General features: G+C 69.5%; 20 protein-coding genes and 2 pseudogenes. 10 read left to right on the top strand and 12 right to left on the bottom strand.

What is annotated here, in order from left to right; all coding sequences use genetic code 11:
- The first annotated feature begins 124 nt into the window (after positions 1-124).
- The gene (locus tag OG524_RS34665) at positions 125-685 is read left to right on the top strand and encodes a TetR/AcrR family transcriptional regulator (protein ID WP_405386265.1); all 561 of its coding nucleotides are present in this window, start codon (positions 125-127) and stop codon (positions 683-685) included.
- Between the two features lie 98 nt (positions 686-783).
- On the opposite strand, the gene OG524_RS34660 is transcribed toward OG524_RS34665, so the two are convergent.
- The 4 genes from OG524_RS34660 to OG524_RS34645 all read right to left on the bottom strand — a co-directional run bounded on the left by OG524_RS34660 (position 784) and on the right by OG524_RS34645 (position 2,795).
- On the bottom strand, positions 784-1,014 hold the full coding sequence (locus OG524_RS34660) for a hypothetical protein (RefSeq protein WP_405812535.1): 231 nt from the start codon (positions 1,012-1,014) through the stop codon (positions 784-786).
- Entirely contained in the window at positions 984-1,187 is a 204-nt protein-coding gene (locus OG524_RS34655; protein ID WP_405812554.1) for a hypothetical protein, read from the bottom strand. Before OG524_RS34655 ends, OG524_RS34660 begins: the two co-directional genes overlap by 31 nt.
- 78 nt (positions 1,188-1,265) lie before the next feature.
- The gene (locus tag OG524_RS34650; RefSeq protein ID WP_405386269.1) at positions 1,266-1,901 is read right to left on the bottom strand and encodes a sugar O-acetyltransferase; all 636 of its coding nucleotides are present in this window, start codon (positions 1,899-1,901) and stop codon (positions 1,266-1,268) included.
- Between the two features lie 249 nt (positions 1,902-2,150).
- Entirely contained in the window at positions 2,151-2,795 is a 645-nt protein-coding gene (locus OG524_RS34645; RefSeq protein WP_405386271.1) for a dihydrofolate reductase family protein, read from the bottom strand.
- A 731-nt stretch (positions 2,796-3,526) separates the two neighbouring features.
- Here OG524_RS34645 and OG524_RS34640 point away from each other — a divergent pair.
- Positions 3,527-5,074, top strand: coding sequence for a right-handed parallel beta-helix repeat-containing protein (locus OG524_RS34640; RefSeq protein ID WP_405812333.1), 1,548 nt, complete (start codon positions 3,527-3,529; stop codon positions 5,072-5,074).
- Positions 5,075-5,304: 230 nt separating this feature from the next.
- Here the strand turns inward: OG524_RS34640 and OG524_RS34635 are convergent, their stop codons facing one another.
- The 4 genes from OG524_RS34635 to OG524_RS34620 form a co-directional block, all read right to left on the bottom strand.
- Positions 5,305-6,741: a UDP-glucose dehydrogenase family protein gene (locus OG524_RS34635; RefSeq protein WP_405812332.1), complete on the bottom strand. Its 1,437-nt coding sequence runs from the start codon at positions 6,739-6,741 to the stop codon at positions 5,305-5,307.
- Positions 6,742-6,799: 58 nt separating this feature from the next.
- Complete coding sequence (gene galE / locus OG524_RS34630; protein ID WP_405386275.1) at positions 6,800-7,822, bottom strand: UDP-glucose 4-epimerase GalE; 1,023 nt, start codon at positions 7,820-7,822, stop codon at positions 6,800-6,802.
- 33 nt (positions 7,823-7,855) lie between these two features.
- Positions 7,856-9,610 (bottom strand): glycosyltransferase family 2 protein, encoded by a 1,755-nt coding sequence (locus OG524_RS34625; RefSeq protein WP_405812331.1) that lies wholly within the window; start codon positions 9,608-9,610, stop codon positions 7,856-7,858.
- A gap of 238 nt (positions 9,611-9,848) precedes the next feature.
- Positions 9,849-10,946 (bottom strand): UDP-glucuronic acid decarboxylase family protein, encoded by a 1,098-nt coding sequence (locus OG524_RS34620; protein WP_405386278.1) that lies wholly within the window; start codon positions 10,944-10,946, stop codon positions 9,849-9,851.
- A 587-nt stretch (positions 10,947-11,533) separates the two neighbouring features.
- Here OG524_RS34620 and OG524_RS34615 point away from each other — a divergent pair.
- Positions 11,534-12,241 carry a hypothetical protein gene (locus OG524_RS34615; protein ID WP_405386279.1) on the top strand — a complete coding sequence of 236 codons (708 nt, stop codon included), beginning with the start codon at positions 11,534-11,536 and terminating at the stop codon, positions 12,239-12,241.
- A gap of 140 nt (positions 12,242-12,381) precedes the next feature.
- Here OG524_RS34615 and OG524_RS34610 read toward each other — a convergent pair.
- Positions 12,382-12,447: pseudogene (locus OG524_RS34610) on the bottom strand (XRE family transcriptional regulator); the annotation flags it as partial.
- A 37-nt stretch (positions 12,448-12,484) separates the two neighbouring features.
- On the opposite strand from OG524_RS34610, the gene OG524_RS34605 reads away from it, so the two are divergent.
- The gene (locus OG524_RS34605) at positions 12,485-12,838 is read left to right on the top strand and encodes a hypothetical protein (protein WP_405812330.1); all 354 of its coding nucleotides are present in this window, start codon (positions 12,485-12,487) and stop codon (positions 12,836-12,838) included.
- 76 nt (positions 12,839-12,914) lie between these two features.
- On the opposite strand, the pseudogene OG524_RS34600 reads toward OG524_RS34605, so the two are convergent.
- Positions 12,915-13,625: pseudogene (locus OG524_RS34600) on the bottom strand (hypothetical protein); the annotation flags it as partial.
- A gap of 266 nt (positions 13,626-13,891) precedes the next feature.
- On the opposite strand from OG524_RS34600, the gene OG524_RS34595 reads away from it, so the two are divergent.
- Positions 13,892-14,323 (top strand): hypothetical protein, encoded by a 432-nt coding sequence (locus tag OG524_RS34595; RefSeq protein WP_405386284.1) that lies wholly within the window; start codon positions 13,892-13,894, stop codon positions 14,321-14,323.
- A 563-nt stretch (positions 14,324-14,886) separates the two neighbouring features.
- On the opposite strand, the gene OG524_RS34590 is transcribed toward OG524_RS34595, so the two are convergent.
- Positions 14,887-15,744: a family 16 glycosylhydrolase gene (locus tag OG524_RS34590; protein ID WP_405812329.1), complete on the bottom strand. Its 858-nt coding sequence runs from the start codon at positions 15,742-15,744 to the stop codon at positions 14,887-14,889.
- A 409-nt stretch (positions 15,745-16,153) separates the two neighbouring features.
- On the bottom strand, positions 16,154-16,510 hold the full coding sequence (locus tag OG524_RS34585; protein ID WP_405386287.1) for a beta/gamma crystallin domain-containing protein: 357 nt from the start codon (positions 16,508-16,510) through the stop codon (positions 16,154-16,156).
- A 231-nt stretch (positions 16,511-16,741) separates the two neighbouring features.
- Here OG524_RS34585 and OG524_RS34580 point away from each other — a divergent pair, with 231 nt between their 5' ends.
- The 5 genes from OG524_RS34580 to OG524_RS34560 all read left to right on the top strand — a co-directional run bounded on the left by OG524_RS34580 (position 16,742) and on the right by OG524_RS34560 (position 21,414).
- On the top strand, positions 16,742-17,263 hold the full coding sequence (locus OG524_RS34580) for a hypothetical protein (protein ID WP_405386289.1): 522 nt from the start codon (positions 16,742-16,744) through the stop codon (positions 17,261-17,263).
- Between the two features lie 846 nt (positions 17,264-18,109).
- Positions 18,110-18,376, top strand: a complete 267-nt coding sequence (locus OG524_RS34575) for a hypothetical protein (protein ID WP_405812328.1) — start codon at positions 18,110-18,112, stop codon at positions 18,374-18,376.
- An 82-nt stretch (positions 18,377-18,458) separates the two neighbouring features.
- The gene (locus OG524_RS34570; RefSeq protein WP_405386293.1) at positions 18,459-19,142 is read left to right on the top strand and encodes a response regulator; all 684 of its coding nucleotides are present in this window, start codon (positions 18,459-18,461) and stop codon (positions 19,140-19,142) included.
- Between the two features lie 95 nt (positions 19,143-19,237).
- Entirely contained in the window at positions 19,238-20,755 is a 1,518-nt protein-coding gene (locus tag OG524_RS34565; RefSeq protein WP_405812327.1) for an ATP-binding protein, read from the top strand.
- Positions 20,752-21,414, top strand: a complete 663-nt coding sequence (locus OG524_RS34560; protein WP_405386294.1) for a hypothetical protein — start codon at positions 20,752-20,754, stop codon at positions 21,412-21,414. Before OG524_RS34565 ends, OG524_RS34560 begins: the two co-directional genes overlap by 4 nt.
- The last annotated feature ends 233 nt before the right edge of the window (positions 21,415-21,647 follow it).

Genomic DNA, 21,647 nt, shown 5'->3' with positions numbered 1-21,647 from the left:
ATCTCCTCGCACATCAGGAACACAAAACGGCGGGGCCCGCCGTTTACCTTGGCTACGATATGGCGGGACCCGCCACTTAGCAAGACGATATGGCGGGGCCCACCACTTACAAGACGGAGAGAACGTGACCGGTCAGCGCTCGGACGCCCGCCGCAACTACAGCCGCATCCTCGCCGTGGCCGAGGCAGAGGTCGCCTTGCACGGCGCAGCCGCCTCCCTCGAACAGGTCGCCCGTACCGCGGGGGTCGGCTCCGCCACCGTGCGCCGGCATTTCCCCACGCGTCAGGCCCTGCTCGAAGCGGTCTTCCAGGAGCGCGTCCAGGCCCTCTGCGAGCGTGCGCAGGAGCTGAGCAGGACCGACGACAGCCGAGCCGCCCTGCTGGACTGGCTCCACGACCTCGTGGCGTACTCCGTCTCCGCCCGTGGTCTCGCCGACGTCCTCACCTACGAACCCCCCACCGACGCCCCCACGCAGCACTCGTGCGGCACAGCGCTCGAGGACGCCGCCGCCCCGCTGCTCCGGCACGCCCACCGCGACAAGGCGGTCAAGCCGGGCGTCACCTTCCACGACCTGATCACCCTCGCCGTCGGCATCGCCCTGGCCACCGAGCACCACGCCACACCGGCGGTCCAGGCCGACCGTCTCTTCGACCTCACCGTCGAAGGACTCAGCCCTCGCACGTGATCGAGCGGCCGGTGTTCCGTGGCCGCCCGGCCGGTCCCGTGGCCGCCCGGCCGGTGAGTCGGAGTTCTGCCAGGCGAGGAACCCCGGCCCGTCCGGCGTCAGGACGGGCACCCACGCCTCGTCGGTCTCGGCGAGGGGGACTCGTCGAGGGCGAGAGGGGCGGGCCACGTGTCGTCCCGGTTCGCCGAGCCGTAGACGTGAAGAGCGGCGGCCTCCTGCCGTAGCCGGTCGAGCAGGTCCTGCGGCCAGTCGGACCGTCTCGACCCGCCGCCCTCGAGGTCGCCGACGAACAGCTTGTTCAGGCCGTCGTCCAGACGGGTGCCGTACAGGGGAAGCGGATCACCCTCCTGCTCGTACGGGATGCAGCCGGTTCCTCCGCCCTGGTCCGGTAGGCAACACCTGTCGGCGCGGCCACCACGACGAACACCCAACCGGAGCCGGTCTCGGCCAGGTCGAGGAAGACATGTCTCCGCCCGTCCGTCACGTCCTTCTCTCCCGTCACGCCTTTCACATCAGCCATGGGGACGTGAGGCCGCCCGAAACCGCTTGAGGAGCGGAACCCCGCAAGGCCGCCCGTTCCTCACCCGGCCGCCCGCCGGGCCGAACCGGTGCCCTGGGGTCCGGCGGAACGTGTGGTGAGGTCCTCGTCCGTGATGGTGCGGACAACCCGGCAAGGCGTTCCGACCGCGACGGTCATCGGGGGGATGCTTCGGCTGACGACGCTGCCGGCACCGATGACCGACCCGTATCCGATGCGGACGCCGGGCAGGACCACCGCGTTGCTGCCGATCCAGACCTTGTCCTCTATCACGATGGGTTCCGAGAATCGCCCGAAGTCGGCGCGTCGCGCGGGATGCACCGGGTGTCCCGTCGTGGTCAGTGTGACGCTGGGGGCGATCATGACATCGTCGCCTATGCGGATGTCCACGTCGTCGACGAACGTCAGGTTCACGTTCCCGAAGAAGTCGTCGCCGATGTGGACGTTGCTGCCGAACGCGGCGTGGAACGGCGGCAGCAGCACCGTGCGTTCACCGACCGATCCGAAGATCGCGACGAGCAGCGATCGGCGCTCCTCCGTCTCGCTCGGCGGTGTCCGGTTGTACGCGAAGACCTCGTCCGCCCGACGCCGGGGGGCCAGAAAGGCCGCCTCCGACTCGGTGTAGACGAGCCCTTCGGCGATTCGGGCCAGGACGTCTTCCTCGTGACTACCCGTCATCGCGGGACACCTCCTTCGTCGGATACCCCTGGGCGCGTGCCTGGGGTGCGCCCGGTCGGCCGGGCGCGCCCCAGAGCCTATGTCCACCGCGAAATCACCGTTGAGCCCTTTTCCGGACCAGGACCCGGACCAGGACCCGGACTCATGGATTCCAGGTGTCCCGGGAACGCGGGCCCCTTCCGCGTTCCGCGCCGAGTCAGGAATCCCGTACCGCTGCGGGCGCCCGCGTACAACGACTCTGACGGTCCGTCACTTGCGCCAGAACAGGTGGTGCGTCACCCCGCTCGGGCTGGGAACGACGTCCAGGTGGAACCGGTCGAGCAGTTCGTCGGGCGACTCCCAGAGTTTCACTCCGGACCCGAGCTTCGTCGGCGAGACCGCAACGTGCAGGGTGTCGACGAGGTCGGCGTCGAGGAACTCCCGGATGGTGGTTGCCCCGCCACCGAGCCGCACGTCCTTGCCCTGTGCCGCCTCCCGGGCCTGTTCGAGGACTGCGGCAGGGTCGCCATCGACGAAGTGGAACGTGGTGTCGGAAAGCGTGAAGGAAGGACGCTTGTGGTGGGTCAGGACGAATACCGGGGTACGGAAGGGTGGCTCGTCGCCCCACCAGCCCTGCCACTCGTGGTCGTGCCAGGGCCCGCGCTGGGGCCCGAACTTGTTGCGGCCCATGATCTCGGCACCGATGTTCCGGGAGTAGTCCCGCGTGAGGTAGTCGTCCAGGCCCCGGCTCCCCCCGGGGTCGGTGCGCATGGGCCAGCTCGCCGTGGCACCGGCCCAGGAGAACAGCTTCCCGGGATCGACATGCCCGAACGGCCGCTCCAGGGTCTGGTCCTCACCGGCACCGATCCCGTCGCTCGAGACGTTGAAGTTCTGGACTCTCAGCAACTGAGCCACGCGTTCCTCCTGTGATGGCGCGATATCGGTAGTAAGACCATCCTGGCCGGGAAAACTCATCGCCGCGTCCATAACCGGCCGGAAACCGGCCAGCTCTGCAGCCCCGGCCGAAGACATGGGTGAGGTCCACGAGGCCGGGTGTGTCGTGGACCTCACCCCGGCCGAGATCCGCCGTCTACTGGCAACTACCCACCCACGTCCTGCTCGACAGGGCAACCATGCAATGAACTGGTCGAGATGGCGCCGACGACACCAAGCCCGATCCCGCCGCTGCCACTACACACGGCGTGGTCACTCCTTCGCGGGCCAGGCCGGGCGAATCCGCCCCGCACCCAGCATCATCCAGCTACAATCCCCACGCTCAAGCCGTTGACCAGGACATACACCGAAGTCCGGCTGGAGTACTAAGCGCGATCAGCTTTGAGGACAATCGTCAGGCAGTTCATTCCGAAAGTGGTTTACCGGCATGGACGAAGCCGCGTATGTGTGACTCGGATGCCACCTTCTCATCGGCGTTTCATGCGTACCGTTTCTGACAGTGTGTTGCGTTGTACGCCTGATGTGGCACGGGAACGTCCCAAGGGGAGCGCTTGAACACGGTGAAGCGGAGCCGTGCGGCGAAGACAGCCGCTGGAGTCTCGGTCGCGGTACTGCTACTGATGACAGGATGCGACGTGCCGGGGGTCTACCGGCCAGCCCGCCCTGCCACCGGTGGTCCATACACCTTCTACGTGAGCCCCGACGGTGACGACAAGAGCGATGGCCTGTCCCCGGAGAAACCCTGGCGGACCCTCGACCACGTGAGCAACGTGCGCTTCCGGCCCGGCGACCGGCTGCGGCTCAAGGGCCGTGAGCGGTTCCGTGGCAGTGTCACCCTGGACGAGGACGAGGCGGGCAGCCGGACGAAGCCCGTCGTGATCGAGTCGTACGGCACCGGCCGGGCCATGATCGCGCCACGGGGCACGTCCGGCATCACCGTGCGGGACACCTCCGGCGTCGAGATCAGGAACGTCTCGCTGGTCGGCGACCGGAAGGCGCTGAGGGAAGGGGTCGGGATCGCCTTCCGCAACAGCCTGGACAACCGTCGCCTCGACCACGTCCGGATCACGAACGTGGAGGCGAGCGGCTTCCAGAACGGGATCAGTCTCGGCGCGGAGAAGGGCGCCGGGGCGGGCTTCGGCGACGTGCGGATCACCAACGTCTCCGTGCACCACAATCTCGAGGGCGGACTCGTCTTTTACGGACCCGAGTTCGATGCCGACCGCCCGGGCTACGCGCACGCGGGGCTACGGATCGAGCGGGTCAAGGCGTACGCGAACAGCGGTGACCCGGAGAACGACGAGCGCAACACCGGCAGCGGCATCACGCTCGGCAGCGTCCGGGACGCGAAGGTCATGCGCTCGGTGGCCCACGACAACGGTGCGAGGTCCTCCGCCGCCGCGGACGAGGGCCCTGAGGGCATCTGGGTGTACGACTCCACCCAGGTGGTCCTGGAGAACAACACGGCGTACCGCAATCGCACCGGCTCCCGGGTCGACGGTGGCGGATTCGGCCTCGACAACAACGTGTCCTCCTCCGTCATGCAGTACAACCTCGCGTACGACAACGACGGTCCGGGGTTCCTCATCTACTCCGGCCAAGCGACCGGAGCCCACAAGAACAACATCGTCCGCTTCAACATGAGCTGGGACGACGCGCGGAAGCTGCCCGAGTACGGGGGCATCGTCGCGTACGGCTCCCGCCTGAAGAATCTGGACATCTACCACAACACGGTCGTGATGCGGACGGAAGAGCTGACCTCGGTCGATTCCTCAGGGATCCGGCCCCCGGCGTTGCGGCTGCACGACGGCATGCGGGGCGTCCGCGTCTACAACAACATCCTCGCCACCGACGGCGGCCCCCTGGTCGAGGCCCAGTCGTCGTACGGCCCCAGCACGCTCAAGCTTCGGGGCAACGTCTACTACAGCCAGGGCGGTTGGTCCCTGGGATGGGGCAGCCGGCGCTTCACGGCGCTGGACGACTGGCGCGCCGTCTCCCGTCAGGAAATGCTCGGGGGCGAGCCGACCGGCCTCAGTGAGGACCCGTGCCTGCCCGGTCTGATCGCCCCCACCACCGACAGGGCCGGTGCCCAGAACCTGGCGCCGCATTGCCAGGGCGACGGTCCTATGGGCCTTGGCCCGCAGACGATGGGCGTCGACGTGGGCCCCGTCGACTACTTCGGCAGCCGCGTCCCTAAGGCGCTGAAGGCCGGCGCCGCGCAGACGCGCCCTGCAGACTGAACCGGGCGCCGAGAGCACAGGACGCTGACGGAGCTCAGGGCGCACCGCGCTCCAAGCGCTTGCCCGCCGATGGGCACGGCCGTAGGGCGCGCGAGAGGTGATCCCGGCAGCCGTCGACGAGAGGCTTCGCCCTGCGGACCCGGCTGAGGTACGGGACGTGGAACGGCTCCGCCCTTCGCTTACGGTCGAGGACCGTGGGCGAAGGGCGGAGCCGTTCCACGTGGGCAGGACTACGACCTGCCGGTCGGCAGTGCCGTGGACATGGCCAGGGCACGGATCGGCTCGGCGGCCGGGGACGCGATCTTGGCCCGCAGAGGATTCCTGGTCCGGGCGTCCGACGGGCGGTCCGAGTGCGCGGGGCGGCCCAGCGCCTTGACGGTCCATCCGGCGGCCCGCCACTCGTCGTGCGGGAGCGCGTTCCGCCCGTCGATGAGGACCGGCTCGCGGACCACGCGGGCGAGCTTGACCGGGTCCACCTCCCCGTACTCGCCCCACTCGGTGAGGTGGAGGGCGATCTCGGCGCCTTGGCAGGCCTCCAGCAGGTCCGAGCCGCAGCGCAGCTCCGGGTGGGCGCGCCGCGCGTTCGCGGCGCCCTCCGGGTCGTGCACCCGGACGTCGGCTCCCTGCCGGTGCAGTGCCGCCGCTACGGCCAGGGCCGGCGAGTCGCGCACGTCGTCGCTGTTCGGCTTGAACGTGGCGCCCAGGACGGCCACCCGGCGGCCGGTCAGGTCACCGCCGAGCAGCTGCCGGGCGAGTGCGACGGTCCGAGTCCGCTGGTGCTGGTTGATCTCGTCGACCTCGTCGAGGAACTTCACCGCCGGGCCGACGCCGAGCTCCTGTGCGCGAGCGGCGAACGCCCGGATGTCCTTGGGCAGGCAGCCGCCGCCGAAGCCGAGACCGGCGTTCAGGAACCGCCGGCCGATCCGTGTGTCGTGGCCGAGGGCGTCGGCGAGGGTGGCCACGTCCGCGCCGGCGGCGTCGCAGACTTCGGCCATCGCGTTGATGAAGGAGATCTTCGTGGCCAGGAAGGAGTTGGCCGCGACCTTCACCAGCTCGGCCGTGTTCGGATCGGTGCTGATGTAGGGGACTCCCGCTTCCAGCATCACGGCGTACACCCGGCGCAGTGTCTCGTCGGCCTCCCGGCCGGTCACGCCCGCGACGAGCCGGTCGGGGCGCAGGGTGTCCTCGACCGCGAAGCCCTCGCGGAGGAATTCGGGGTTCCAGGCCACTTCCGCCTGTACTCCCTCCGGCGCGAGTCGCGCGATGCGGGCGGTCAGGCGCGCGGTCGTGCCCACCGGGACGGTGGACTTGCCGACGACCAGACACGACGCGGGCAGGTGCGGGACGAGCCCGTCGACGACGGCGTCCACGTACCGCAGGTCGGCGGCCTGGGAGCCGGGCTGCTGGGGGGTGCCCACGCAGACGAAGTGGACCTCGCCGTGCGCCGCGGCCTCGCGCAGGCTGGTGGTGAAGCGCAGGCGCCCGGAGGCGAGTGCCGAGGTCAGTACGTCGTCGAGACCTGGCTCGTAGAAAGGTGGCCGACCTTCGGAGAGGGCCTTGATCTTCTCCGTGTCGACGTCGACGCCGAGGACTTCGTGTCCGATGTCGGCCATGCACGCGGCGTGCACGGCTCCCAGGTATCCCGTACCGATGACGGTCAACCGCATGTGCTGTTCTCCTGTCGGGGGAGGGAGGCGAGGAGACGGGTCCTGCGGGACCGGCGTCTCAGGAGGTGTAGCCGCGCGGGTTTTGCTGCTGGAAGTTCCACGCGTCGCGGCACATCGAGGCCAGGTCTCGCCGGGCGTTCCAGCCCCAGGCCGCGGAGACCTTCGCCGGATCGGCGACGAGTTCCGCGACGTCGCCGGGCCGGCGCTCGGTGACGCGGTACGGAATCGGCCTGCCCGAGGCCTCCTCGAAGGCGCGCACGAGCTCCAGGACGGACGCGCCCCGTCCGGTACCGAGGTTGAGGACCCGCATGCCGGGCTCGTCGTCGATGTGGTCGAGGGCGACGCGGTGCCCCTCGGCCACGTCGACGACGTGGATGTAGTCCCGTACCCCGGTGCCGTCGGGCGTGGGGTAGTCGGCGCCGAAGACGCTGAGCTCGGCACGGCGGCCCACGGCGATCTGGCTGAGGAACGGCATGATGTTGTTCGGTACGCCGCGCGGGTCCTCACCGAGCAGCCCGGTGGGGTGGGCGCCGGCCGGGTTGAAGTAGCGCAGCGCCAGTACACGCAGTTCGGGCACGTGCCGGCACAGGTCCGCGAGAATCTGCTCGCAGGTCCACTTGGTGGTGGCGTACGGGTTGGTCGGCGCGACCGGGGAGTTCTCGGTCAGGGGGGCGGTCGTCGCGTCCCCGTAGACCGAGCAGGACGACGAGAACACCAGCCGGTGGACCCCGTGGTCGTGCATCGCCGCGACGAGGGCCGTGGTGCCGCCGACGTTGATGTCGTAGTACGTGAGGGGGATCCGCACCGATTCGCCGACGGCCTTCTTCGCGGCGAAGTGGATCACCGCGTCGATCGGGTGGCTCGTGAAGACGGCGTCCAGCGACCGCCGGTCACGCACGTCTCCGACATGGGCTGCGGCGATCGGGCGGCCCGCGATCTTCGCGACGCGTTCGAGGGGCTCGGGGCAGCTGTTGGAGTGGTCGTCGAGCACGACCACCTCGTGGCCGGCGCGGAGGAGCTCGACACAGGTGTGGCTGCCGATGAATCCGGCGCCGCCGGTGACCAGGACCGTCTGGGGCACGGGAACCTTCTTTCTCTCACGGCCGTACGGCCGTCACCAGGCGTAGAAGCCGGTGAGGTAGGTGGGGAAGACGGCGACGGCGAGTGCCAGCGGAAGCAGGGACAGCAGGCCGGCGACGAGCGGGACCGCGGCTGTGCGCAGGGCGCGGAAGGCGGGGGTCCCGGTCGCGCGTGCCGTCTCCCTGACGTGCAGGCCGCCGACCGCGAGCGTCACGGCGGCGTACGAGGCGGAACCGACGATGCAGAGGAAGACGTAGCCGACGGCGGGGCCGGTGAACTGGCCGACCAGGGACGATCCGGACAGGAACGTCGTGATCAGCAGGTACGGGGCGACGGTCCGCAGCGGGAGCCGCTCCAGGCCGTCGCGCTTCTTCGGGGTGACTTTGAAGGTGATCTGACGGGGACGCAGCTTCTGCGTCGCCGCGGCCAGCACGCCCCAGGCGACGTACGGCCAGCGGGAGAGTCCGAAGAGCCAGATCTCCCAGCTGAAAACCGGGGAGTCCTTGGGGCGCAGCAGACCGCGGCGGCGGCAGAGGAGCGTCAGCAGGATCAGCCAGACGGACATGCTCCAGAAGTGCGCCAGGAACCCGAAGTAGTTGACGTCGATCCAGGGGGCGCCGGTGATCGCGGCGATCGGCGGCAGCAGGATGCCCATGACGGTGGCTGCCGCGAGGAGCGGGTAGTACATCAGCGCCGCCCCGAACCGGATCCTCAGCTTGAGAGGCATCCGGCTCAGGTGGCGCGGCAGCATTCCCAGCAGCATCACGGCCAGGCTGCGGGACCACTGGAACTCCTGGGTGATCATCGCGCCGAAGGTGAGGGGGCCTTCGCCATGCGCGTCCGCGTCGATCGCGAACGCACCCTGCCAGCCCGCCGAGCTGAGCAGGAAGGTGGTTGAGAAGTCCTCGGCGAGCTCGGGGCCGAGACCACCGATGTCCCGCAGTGCCTGGGTGCGGACGGCGTAGTGCGAGCCGATGCACACCGGGGCGAGACCTGCGGAGTGGCCCAGCTGCACGGGCCCGTGGAACATCGCCTCGCGCTGCAGCCGGCCCCGGGCCGCCCAGGACTCGTCGGCGTTGGAGTCGCAGACGCTGGGCGCCGCGACGTAGCCGATCGCGGGGTCGGCGAAGGGACTGACGACCTCGGCGAGGTACCGGGGGCCCGGGACGTGGTCGCAGTCGAGCTGGGCGACCACGTCGTAGTGGGCATAGCCCCAGTGGTCGTAGAAGAAGGCGAGGTTGCCCTCCTTGCACCGGGTGCGGCGAGGCCAGTAGGCCCTGTGGTAATCGGGACGGCCGCGCCGGCAGGAGACGCCGACGCCGTGGACCTGGCACCAGTCGATGATCTCCTCGGTGGGGTCCTCGTCGCACAGCCACACGTCGTAGGCGTACGGGAAGTGCTGGCCGAGCATCGCCTCCAGGGTGGTGCGGGCGATGTCCCAGCTCTCGGACGGGGCGCGGGTGACGACGAAGGCGGTACGAAGCTCCGGCAACTCGACGGCCGGGTCGAAGCGCCGCATGCGGAGCAGCGCGATGAGGAAGTGCACCGGCAGATAGGTCAGATACAGCAGGAGAGCACTGTTGACGATCAGCCCCGTCCAGCCGATGTGGTGGGACGGCTGGAGCCACCAGACCCAGAACCAGACCAGGCAGGCCGCCCAGCCCAGGGACAGCAGCACGACGAGGGCGCGGTCGGAGCGTGAGAAGGCCCGCACGAAGCTGGAGGGGAGGGTGGTGAGCCGACGCGCCGGCCGGGCGAGCACCGGGCCGTCCGGTCCGATGGAGGCCACCTTGCCTTTCGACAGGGCTCGGATCTTCTTCCCCAGCGCATCCCATTCCTCGGGTGATCCGAGGGGCGGGGACGGCGCCGGGGGATCCTGGACGGTGCCGGTCCCGAGGGCGGGACCTTACTCCAACGAGGTCATGGCGGCAGGTTCTCCAGGTGGTGCGACAGCGGACCGTGGGGTTGTGGGGGAAGGACCGGTGGGCGTGGCGCGGCCGGAGCGCCGTGCGGCGGTGTCGCGGGGATCAGCCTCCCGAGACGGACGGCTCGGGCGTGGTGGTGGCGCCCATGTCGAGGGACGCGGCCGCCGGACCGGGGACCGTCTGCGACGGGGTGGCCTCGACCGTCACCACGGCCGGCGGGACGGTCTCGCTCTGGCCGCCGCGGATCGCCGCGGCCGACACGGCGAGCTGGTCGGGCCGGGAGGCGAAGTACGTCACGGTCCGGCGCAGGCCTTCGGTGATATCGATCTCCGGCTCCCACCCCAGTACCTCGCGGGCGAGGGTGATGACGGGACGGCGGCGAACCGGGTCGTCGACCGGCAGCGGGTGGTACTTCACCTCGGACTGCGAACCGGTCATCGTCAGCACGATCTCGGCGAGCTCCGAGACGGTGCACTCGACCGGGTTGCCGAGGTTGAACGGGCCCATCTCGGAGGAGCCGAGGAGTGCGACGAGACCGCGGACCAGGTCGTCCACGTAGCAGAAACTGCGCGTCTGCTTGCCGTCGCCGTAGATGGTGAGAGGTTCACCGGTCAGGGCCTGGGTGATGAAGCTGGACACCACACGGCCGTCGTGCGGGCGCATCCGCGGTCCGTAGGTGTTGAAGATCCGGGCGATGCCGACGTCGAGGCCGTGCGTGCGGCGGTACGCGGCGGAGAGAGCCTCGGCGTACCGTTTCGCCTCATCGTAGACGCTACGCGGACCGATGGAGTTGACGTTCCCCCAATACGTCTCCTCCTGCGGGTGGACCAGGGGATCTCCGTAAACCTCACTCGTCGACGCGAGGATGAAGCGGGCGTCATGACGGTGAGCCAGACGCAGCGCGTTCTCGGTGCCGCGGCTGCCGACCGCGAGGGTCTCCAGCGGCTGCCGCAGGTAATCGGGCGGGGAGGCGGGCGACGCCAGATGGGCGACGGCGTCCACGTGACCGGAGACCTCCACGGACACGCTCACATCGGCGTGCTGGAACTCGAACGCCGGATCGGACAGGAGGTGTGTGATGTTCGCAGAGTCGCCCGTCGAGAAATTGTCCAGGCACACTACCGAGTCACCGCGCCGCAAAAGCGTCTCGCACAGATGTGACCCAAGGAAGCCACCGCCACCGGTTACGGCAACACGCATTGTTTTCTCCAGGAAAGGGGAGCGAATTGGCCTTGTCCCGCTCGCACAGGCAGGCGCGGGGCAGATGGCCGTAAGCGGACAAGTAAGGCGCTGGGAATGCGTAGGGCGAGAGTATGGGTATATGTAGTTGTTTCCGCGGAGGCGATTCGGCAGCTGGGCCGTTCGGGGGTGCTACGCGAGAGGGCACACAGAGGTACGACCCGGTTCGGGGTTGAGCCCACTTTCGAACGGCGTAACCGCCGGGGTCACACGCATGTGTGAGGTCGGGTCGGGTCGCGTACACCTGCCGGTATGGCTGACCGGTGGTCTGGTAATCGCCCACGCGCCATACGCAAAGACCCCGTTCGATGTCGGCCCGGACGGGGTTCGTCTGGTGGGCGGGCAGGGGTCGTGGTGCCGCTGGGGCGTACGCAGAAAATCGAGCTGAAACAGGGACGCCGCCGCTCGCGACCGACACAATGACCTGTGCCCAGCCAGGCAGGAAGGCCCGTTGTGCTCCAGTTCAGCGACACCAGTATGCGCAGATCCGTATCGACCCGACCCGAGTGCACCTTGCGCCTGGTTTCGACGTGCACCGGCTCACCATCATGGCCGGCCTGCTGCCCTCCGGGCTGGAACACAACTTGCTGTGCGAGGTAGAAGCGGAAGTCTCCGTCGCCCCTCCCGACTCGCGGTGGATCGCCACCGCCAAGTCCACCCGCATCGGGCTGACCACCCACAACCACACCAGCCTCCGTCTCGCTTTCCCTCTCACCAACCAGCAACTGCTGGATCTCGAGGAACATCGGGCCGGGCAGGACCTGCTCCTGGAACTGCACATCAGCGGATTCGTCCAGTTCGACCATTCCTCCGCCGAAAGCCGCGAGCAGATTCGAGTCCCGGCCAGCGTGTGGCAGGACGAACTGGAGCGTCTCGGTGCCGCTTTCGGCTTCGCGCTCTCCATCCCTCTCCCGACCCCCAGCGGGGCGCGTCGCGATGCTGCAACGTATCTGCAGAACGCCCGTCGACTGCTGCACGACGGCGAGTTCGACAAGGCGATCGGCAGCGCCCGCCAGGCCATGGAGCGCATCCTGGTCGTGGCCGACCGGCCCCGGATCAGCAAGAACGAGGACCTCCACCAGCGCAGCCGGACGCAGCGGTGGCGTGCGATCTACAAGGCGGCGTTCGATCAGGCGTCGGGTGCCGAGCATGCTGACGAGGTGACCAGAGACTTCTCATACAGCCGCAGGGAGGCAGAAGCATTGATCGGCATTGCTGCCAGTCTCCTGCGTACCGTGCCCGCCTCCAGCATGTAGCGATCTCTCGGACGAGGTGCAGTGGGGCGCGGCCGACATGGCGGCTTTGGGTACGGCAGCGTCCAGCCCTCCCGGGTACGCCTGCGAGTCCCGGACCGTCATCGGCCCGGGACTCGCGGGCTGTTCGGGGTACGGCGAGGCTACAGGTCGAACTCGAGGTGCTCGATGTCCGTGAACCGGACCTCGTCCAGGCTTCCGGCGCGGCGGCAAGGTCCGAGACCGTGGTGAGGGCTGGGCTACGGAGTGCCGGCCGCGCTCTTCCTGCCCGGGGTCGCCTACCTCGGGATCACCAACGGCCACCAGTTCATCGCCAACGACTTCTTCGCCTTCATGTACTGCCTGGCCGGCACCGGCTTCGCGGCCGTGCCGCTGCTCGCGTGGCGCCGGGGCGGCGGCCGGTACGCCGACCCGGGCTTCGTACGCTCCGCGTGGTTCCCGTGGCTGTTCACGACCATGCGGGGCGTCGCCTACAGCTCCCCCCGCAGCGACGCGAACGTCTTCATGCTGATCTTCGGCTGGGGCTCGTTCATCTTCGCCGGAATGGCCACCGTCGCCTCCGACGTACCGGTCCGCCGGGCCGTGCCCGCCAGCTCGTAGACCACGATCCCGCGCCGGTAGTCCATGCGGGCCGCGAGATCCGGGGCGACCACGAGCGTCGTCGGACCGGCATCCTCATGTCGGTGACGGTGTCCAGCAGGAGGTCCGCGCCCGCCGTGATGCGGGCCTGGTTGACGACCGCCCGGTTCTCCCGGACCGGGATCGCCTCCGGCTGGGGGCCGAGCGCGCACCGCTCGGCCATGGTCCTGAGGTCGCGCGGGTGGTCCTCACCCAGGGGCGTCGTACTGCCCGCCAAGGACAGGTAGAGGTCCGCGAGTTCGTCGTCGAGGTCCCGCCCGAGGTGCAGGACGGTCACCCGGTCGCCCGCCGAGGCGATCAGCTCGTCCTGTGCCGCGAGCATCTCCTCGTAAGTGTGCTGGTACCGGCCGTACGTGGGGAGGCTGAGCAGGTCCAGCACCCCGTTCCCCAGCGGCGTCAGTACGTTCCCGCGCGACTTCTCGTCGACGAGCGCCTTCGCCACGCACCGCGCCCAGAACTCTTCGGTGTCCGGCACGTTCGCCGGGAAGTCGATGAAGTACGCGTTGTGCCGGACGTGGTCGCCCACCATCTCGCTCACGGTGTGCAGGGTCCGCCTGGCGGTGTGCCGGACCGCGGCCTCGGACAGCTCCGACAGCCGGTCCAGCAACTCCGCCGAGAGCTTGAAGCCCACCGATGTCAGCGCCACGTCGAACTGCCGCGCGGCGACGGCTCCTTCCCCGGCGGAGCCCACGAGGGAGGGGAGTCGGTGGGTGTGCCGGATGACCAGCGATTCGAGCCCGTGCGCCATGCGGGGATGATCGCAGAGGTGTGCGAGCCGACGCACAGGAGTTCCCTGAAGGGGTTCGTGACGGAGTACGTGAAGGCGTGCCGCGGACCGGCGGGCGGGCCTGTTCGGCACGCGTCCCAGGTGGCTTTCGGGGTGCGCCGTTGACGCATTCACTCGTACGAACGGCTTTGGCTACTTCCCCCGGGAGGAATGCGCGGACGGGACCAAGATCGTGTGTGCGTGCTCGGCCGAGCACGCACACGACCTCACTTCAGGAGACCACTTTCATGGCCCAGATCCCGAACGGCGCGTACTCCATCGCCAAGCGGAACGAGCAGAACCTGACCCTCCACGACGCCAAGGCCCCCGCGGTGATCCTGCCGCCCACCGGTCAGCCCGGTGAGCAGGAATGGCACGTGGAGACGCTGCCCAACGGCAACGTGACCATCAAGAACCTGCGCCACGACACGTACCTCAGCTACGACGGGCTCCCGGAGGTCAACAACATGCTCCGCGGCTCCTCCCAGGCCACCGAGTGGCGGCTCCAGCAGGCGGCCGAGCCGTTCGCGTTCCACATCGTCGTCCCGGGCGGCCCGGTCGACGCAACCGAGCTGGCGGCAGACCTCAGCCTCCTGCGGATCTTCCCGCCGATGACGGCACTGCGTCCGCTGGAGCCCAACGACCTCGGGCAGGCGTGGCGCTTCGGGTTCCACGAGTAGTTCGGGCGCCGCGGCCGTCCGCCCCGCCGGGCGGACGGCCGTAACCGTCCCGACGCTGCCGGAGCCTGTGGCCACGGATGCCGTACCGGCCGGTGGTGTGTAATGGCGCCCTCAGGGACACCGCATCGGGGGAAGTCGGGGGTGCCTGATGGAAAGTCCGAAGCCGACCGATCCGCGGCAGGTGGGGTGTTACCGGATCGTGGGGTTGCTGGGTGCCGGCGGGATGGGCCGTGTCTTTCTCGGACGCTCGCCCAGCGGGCGGTTGGTGGCGGTGAAGTGGTACGGCCGGAGCCGGCCGACGGTCCCGGGTTCCGCCGCAGGTTCGTCCGGGAGGTGGCCGCGGCCCGTAAGGTCACCGGCTTCTTCACCGCCGCACTGGCCGACGCCGATCCCGACGGTTCACCACCGTGGCCGGCCATGGCCCACGTGCCCGGGACGGCCCTGGACGAGGCGCTCGCGGTGCACGGACCGTGGCAGGTGGACTCGGGTGTGTGGCGCTGGTGTCCACCACATTCCGGCTCTCGGGCCCGAAGTCCACGCCCGCGTCCTGAAGCCCCGCACGGTCAGGTGCGGCCCGTGCCGTAGAAGCGGACGTAGTCGACGGTCATCGTCGCGGGCGACGGCGTGGAAGAGTCGGGAGAGCCGGGCCAGTCGCCCCCCACGGCAACGTTGAGCAGCAGGTGCATGTCCTGCTCGAAGACCCAGTCGCTTGGCGCCGGGAGCTTCGACGGAGTCAGGGTGAAGTACGGCTCTCCGTCGACGGACCACGTGATACGACGCGGCTCCTTGTCAACGGAGTAGGTGTGGAACGCCCGCGACGCGTCGGCCGGAAGGGTGGCGGAGCCCGAGATCCCGTCCTCGTTGAAGTAGGTCGGCCCGTGCGCGGTGCCGTAGACCGTACGGGGTTCTCCGCCGACCACCTCGCAGATGTCGATCTCCCCCTGTCCCGGCCATTCGACGCCGTTGTCGCCCAGCATCCAGATCGCCGGGAGCAGCCCCGTGCCGGTGGGCATCTTCGCGCGGACCTCCACGCGTCCGCGGGTGAGCGCGACCTTTCCCTCGGTGGTCAGGCGGGCCGAGATCCAGGTGCAGAACTCCTGTGTGTGGCAAGGCAACTCGGACCCGGCAGGGGCCGGTCGCGCCGAGATCACCAGGTGCCCCGTGCCGTCGAGGGCCGAGTTGGCCAAGTCGTCCGTGTAGTACTGGAGTTCGTTGTTGCCCCACCCTTCGGCGTCACGGTTGCCGATTTCGGTGTTCCAGGACTCCTCCGAAGGGCGGGTGGCCGCCGCCCCGTCGAACTCGGCCTGCCAGAAGGGGCTTTCCTGAGCCGCAGGAGAGCGGGTGTCGGCCGGAGGGGACCAGCATCCGCACAGCAGGCCACTGAGCACCGGCACGAGTGCCCAGGCACGCCGGTCGATCACGCGCGCTGCTCCTGAAGGTTCGTGCGGAAGCGACACGCATGTCTGTCCCCCGACTCGTGATCGTTGAGTCCAGGTGGACCGACGGCGGTACGCATGGCACAAACCTTACGAAGCGCCGGCTCACGGGGCCACGGCGGGTACGCGAGCGCTCCGGCGCGCCAGGGAATCGGCCGTAGCGTCAGGGCAGGCACGGGCTTGAGCACCGCAGGCACGGGCTCGATCACCAGCACCGTGCCCGCCTCGCCTACGGGTCCCCTGCCGCGCCGGTGGACACGACATCACGTCACTCTCCAGTCCCGCGAACCACCGGAATCAGGTTACGCAATTCCGATAATCGCTTGAGGAGTGACGGAAGGCGAAAGCCTGGGATATCAGCGGAAAGAACGACCGATCCAGGCAATTGGCCCGGTCACAGAATTTCGATCGCGTTCACCTTCGGCGGGTTGTTCGGATACGTGACCACTCGGTGCCGCGGGATTGTCACTACCGAACCATTGGCATCGTGCAGTTTCACGTCGTTGTTCCCCGTGGAGATCTTGTCGATCCACCACCCGCCGAAGTCCGTCCTCCCGGCGTTCGCGTAGCAGTCATTGCTCGTGATGCCGGTGCTGTGGTGCGACTGGATTCGCAGGAATTCGCCCTGCTCGGCACAGTTGACTTCGTTGATGGCAAAAGCAGTTCCGGTCGGCATGACCATGGAGAAGGTGACGGCTGTGGCGAGCGTCGTGACCATGGCGCGCGCGAGCCTTTTCGTGTTCGAGAGCATGCTTCTTCCTCGGGTTGGTGTCGTACGGATATCCCGCACCGCAATCATGGTGCCCCGCGACGTGATTCACGCATATGCCACGCCTTGTCGGGAAGGAACATTTCGGCGGCAATGGCAGGGCCTGCGATCGGTCCGGCCCGAAGGCCGGTGGCCCCACTTCGCGGAGCAATAGATTGAATTGCGGAGGACTGCGACGGGTGAATGTGCCGGAAGTGCTCTACGTTGGCTCACGTGAGTGTGCGGGGGCGGAGTTACCGATACGTCGGACCGGTCGGGCTGAAGGCTGCGGTCCGGCCTGGCAGCGGCGGGTGCCGGATCAGCTCGGCGGCCGACTTCGGCGAGTGGATCACTGAGCGATCGGCGGCGGAGGTGGCCGAGCCGTTCACCTTCGTGGTCGGCACGGACGGGCTGCTCCGGCTGGCGCCGCGGCGTAGTGAGCACGTGGCCTGTGCCGGCGGGGACATGGTTCTGAGCGCCGGCGAGATCGGTTTCGGACGTGACGCGGGCCGATGGGCCGTGGATGACGTCAGCAACCATTCGACCGGCTACTGCCCGGACATCAGCTCCTGGTCGGCGGTCGCTCGCGCTCTGGACGGCGTCGAGCTCGGGCATCCGCCCGGCTTCACCCATGAGGTGGTGTTCCGGCGGTGTCCCGGCTGCCAGGAACACAACATCGTCCGCGAGGACGACTTCGTCTGCGTCTTCTGCGGCGGCGATCTTCCCGCGGCGTGGAACGTGGATCCCACCGCATGAGGGTGAGGGCTTGGAGCGCCCTTCATGAGGGGTTCCTCGCACACCCGCGGTGGCGACCCTGAGCCGGCGAAGGCCGGTGTGGGGAGGGGGTGCGCCGGCAATCCCGGGCGATGAGCCTGGTTCCCGACCCACCGGCAGGCCCCGCCGCACCCGCAGACCTTGTCGCGGAGCTGAATTCGGTCCGGGTCAGCGGTCTGTTGCGGCTGCGCAGGCTGTCGCCGCCCGCGTTGCACTCGTCGGCCGTCACCTGTGGGTCGCCGATGCCGGCGAGGTGCCTCCGGAGGCGGTGGAGAAGCTGCTGGGCGCGGCCGTCGGGGTGATGTGCGGGGAAGTACTGTGCCATGCATCGGAGTTGACCTTCGGCGTGGGGCGCGGCTCCAAGGACGCGCACGCTCAGGATCGGCGGCGGGAGGCCGCCAAGTGCTTCGGGTCGGGACCCAGCATTTCCGTAAGCACCAGGAGTGACCGGTGATCGAGCAGACGGCCGAGGCCGTCCTCAGCCTGTGCCGTGCCCGCCCGGCCTCCCCCCGCAGGGGCCGGAGGTGCAGCTGTCCCGCGAGCAGCCGGCGGGCGGACGGCCGATGTCTCCGCAGACCGTGCCGGTATGCGCCCATCACGGGCACTGAGGGCGGCTGCAGGACGGGCCCTCTCAGACATCGGACCAGCACGTCGATTCCCGACGTGTCGTCACCCCATCGCGCACGCCTGGGAGGATGAGGAGTCAACATCACGACTGCCTCACCTCCTGGAGTACGCCCATGACCCGTCGCCACCTCGTGCCCTCCGCCGGTCCCAGGCACCGGGTGGGGCGCCGCGCGGCGGGGGCGCCGGTACGGAGTCGCCGTCGTGTTCGCGCGGCAGGCACGGCTTCCGCGGCTGACCGAGCCGGACGTGCCGGACACGCTGCCGGACGTGCCGGACGTACCGGACGTGCCAAACGTGCCAAACGTGCCGGACACGCTGCCGGACGTGCCGGACACGCTGCCGGGTCCGGCCTCCGACCGCCTGCGCAGAAGGGCTCCGCACCGGAACCGCCGGCGCGGGCCGCCGGTTGAACCGGCGATGCGCGGGCGGATCACGGACACGGTCATCCAACCCTCTGTCCTGTTCTGACCTGTCCCACCGTTCAGTTGCCGCCGTGCAGTCGCCGAACCCTTTGCCCCTGCCCATCCCCCACGCCCTCGGAGACCCCGCCATGCCACGCGTCCTCCTCGTCGAAGACGACCCCTCCGTGCGCGAGGGCGTCGAGCTCGGGCTGCGCCGCCGTGGGCACGACGTCCTCGCCACCGCGACCGGCGAGGCCGGTCTGGAGGCACTGCGTGCCTTCCGCCCCGATCTCCTGCTGCTCGACCTGATGCTGCCCGCCATGAGCGGCGTCGAGGTGTGTTGCCGGGTACGCGAGACCAGCCAGTTGCCGATCATCATGCTGACCGCACGCGGCGACGACCTGGACATCGTCGTCGGCCTGGACGCGGGTGCGGACGACTACATCGTCAAACCCGCCCGTACCGAGGTCATCGAGGCCCGAATACGTGCCGTCCTGCGCAGCCTCGAAGGTCCGGTGGACGCGCGTCCCGCCGTCGAGCACCATGGTGAGCTCGACATCGACCGTGCTGGTCACACCGTCCTCAGATCGGGCGCCCCGGTCGCCCTCGCGCCCTCCGAACTGAAGCTGTTGCTGCACCTGTCGGCGGTGCCGGAACAGGTCTTCAGCAGGCAGCGGCTCCTGGAAGCGGTCTGGGCACACAGCTACCACAGTGACGTCCGTCTGGTGGACGCCTGTGTGCGCCGGCTGCGTACCAAGATCGAGGATCCGTCCGGTGATCCCAGATACATCCAGACCCTGCGTGGCTTCGGCTACCGCTTCGGTCCGCTGTGAGGTTCGCCGGGAGGTTCGCCACGAGGTGCGCCGGGAGGATGTCCTCCGCGAAGCCGGAACCGGTCGGAAGGTCCGCCACCAGGTCCGCCATGAGGATGTCCGGAGTGACCGCCGCGTTCGGGCTCCGGACCCGGCTGGTGATCGCGTTCCTGCTGGTGGCCTCGGTCAGCGCCGTCACGACCGCCGCGTTGACCTATCGGGAGGCGCGCAGCGCGGTCCTCGTGCGGGCGCAGGACACGGCCGTAGCCTCCTTCCGGGAGGAGGTCGAGCAGTTCGCCCCCGGCCTGCCCCTGGACCCTGATTCGCTGCGGTGGTACCTCTACGACATCGCGGCGCGCGCCAAACCCCATCCGTGGATCGTCTTCGCCGAGTACGGCTCGTTGCGCGCCTCCTCGGGTGACCGGCCCGTCTCCGGTGTTCTGACCGCGGAGCTGCGCCGCACCGCGCACACCTTGCCGCACGGCAGTTTCGAGCGGGTCGTCAAGGACGGGAAGGCGTATCTGACGATCGGGATGCCGGTGATGACTCGCGTCGTCGCGGGCGGCGACGCGGTGCCCAGTGGCCTGGTCCTCTTCGCCGTGATGCCCATGACGAACGAGGAGGTGGACATCGAGGCGCTGGTGACCGCTGCGCGCGACGGGGCGCTGCCAGGGCTGGCCGTGGCCCTGGTGCCCGCACTGCTCGCGGCGCGCAGCGTGCTGCGTCCCGTCCGTGAACTGCGGCGTGCCGCACGGTCCATGGGCGGTGGGCAGCTCGACACGCGTATCCCCGTACACGGCCGGGACGAAATGGCCGACCTGGCCAGGACGTTCAACGAGTCGGCAGCCCGTCTGGAGCGCTCCGTGCAGGAGTTGCGGGATGCCGGGGCGCGGGCCAGGCGCTTCGCCTCGGACGTCTCGCACGAGTTGCGCACCCCGCTCGCCGGCATGCTCGCCGTCACGGACGTGGTGGACGAGGATGCCGGGGCGCTCGCCCCGGACACCGCTCGGGCGGTGCGCCTGATCAGTGCCGAGACCGGCAAACTGGCCGTGCTGGTGGAGGATCTGATGGAGATATCCCGTTTCGACGCCCGCGCGGCGGAGCTCAACACCGACGAGGTGGACGCCGCGGAGGCGGTACGCAGCACCCTGTCCGGCAGGCAGTGGGCCGGCCGGGTCCGGGCGGAGCTGCCCGACGGCTTCCGTATCCGCCTCGACCCGCGCCGCTTCGACGTCATCGTGGCCAATCTGGTGGGCAACGCCCTTCGCCACGGTGCGGAACCGGTCACCGTACGCCTGTCGGCACGCGGGGATGTGCTGGTCACCGAGGTGCACGACAGCGGCCCCGGGATCGCACCGGATGCGCTGCCGCACATCTTCGACCGCTTCTACAAGGCGGACTCCGCGCGTTCCCGCTCGTCGGGCAGCGGTCTCGGGCTTGCGATCACCGCGGAGAACGTCCAGCTGCACGGCGGCACGATCCGCGCGGAGAACGCGCCCGACGGCGGCGCGTTGTTCGCCGTCGAGCTGCCCTTCGACGGGCCCGCGCCCGGGAGCGGCGCACCGCAGGGTCCGCCGACCGCGCATCGTGGCGGGGAACCGGGCGACCGGGGCGGAACGGAGGCCACCGCGTGAGGATTCCGGTGCTCCGTGCGGGTCGGGCGGGCCGGCTCGCGACACTGCTGGTGCTGGCCGGGGGCCCGCTCGTGGGCTGTGGTATCCAGGAGACGGACGTGGTCGAGGCCGGCAGACCGGCTGTCGCCGATCTGCTCCCTCCGCGTGAGGGACGGGTGCTGGTGTTCCTCTTCTCGCCCGACGAGGAACTGCTGCCCGTGCCACGGAACGTCGACTCACCGTGGCTGAACGGCGTGGCGGGCTCCGACGGACCGGATGACTCGACGTCGGGCCCGGACGGGTCACCGGGACATGACGGCCCCGGCGGTTCGCCCGCGGTGGGTGAGGAGATGGGCGAGGCCCTCTCGCCGCTCGCGGCCGTCACCGCCCTGCTCACCGGACCGGACGAGGCCGAACGGCGGGCCGGCTTCCGCAATGCTCCCTCGCTGCCGCGTGCGGCATCCGCCGTGGACCGGGTCGTGACCCATGGCCCGACCGTCGAGGTCGAACTGCGCCTGCGGGTGGCACGGCTGACCGCCCCCGCTCGTGACCAGCTCGTCTGCACGGCCGCGTTCGCGGCGCACAAGCAGGGGGCCGTGTCCGTGATCCTGGTCGGGCAGGACGAACGCCTCGGCCCGGCGGACTGCCCCGTTCGACCGGTCCAGGTGCCGGCACGCTGAACCGTGGCGGAGGGTGTGCGAAACGCTCGACGCGACCGATCAGCGGATCCCGGCAGAATCGAAGCTCCCCGCGGACCCGATGCTTCCCTGCGGACTCGATGCTTCCCGGTGGCCTCACGCAGGAAGGCGGCCCGCCGGAACATCCGTTCCGGCGGGCCGCGCTCCTCGACTCACCTTGGGCCGTGTCCCGCCCGGAGGTGGCTCACCCGATCGCGTGCCCCCTGGCTTCCGGC

The organism is Streptomyces sp. NBC_01520, assembly GCF_045040375.1.
Lineage (GTDB): Bacteria > Actinomycetota > Actinomycetes > Streptomycetales > Streptomycetaceae > Streptomyces.
The sequence above is the reverse complement of the archived record's forward strand: the minus strand, read 5'-3'. Positions and strand labels throughout refer to the sequence as shown.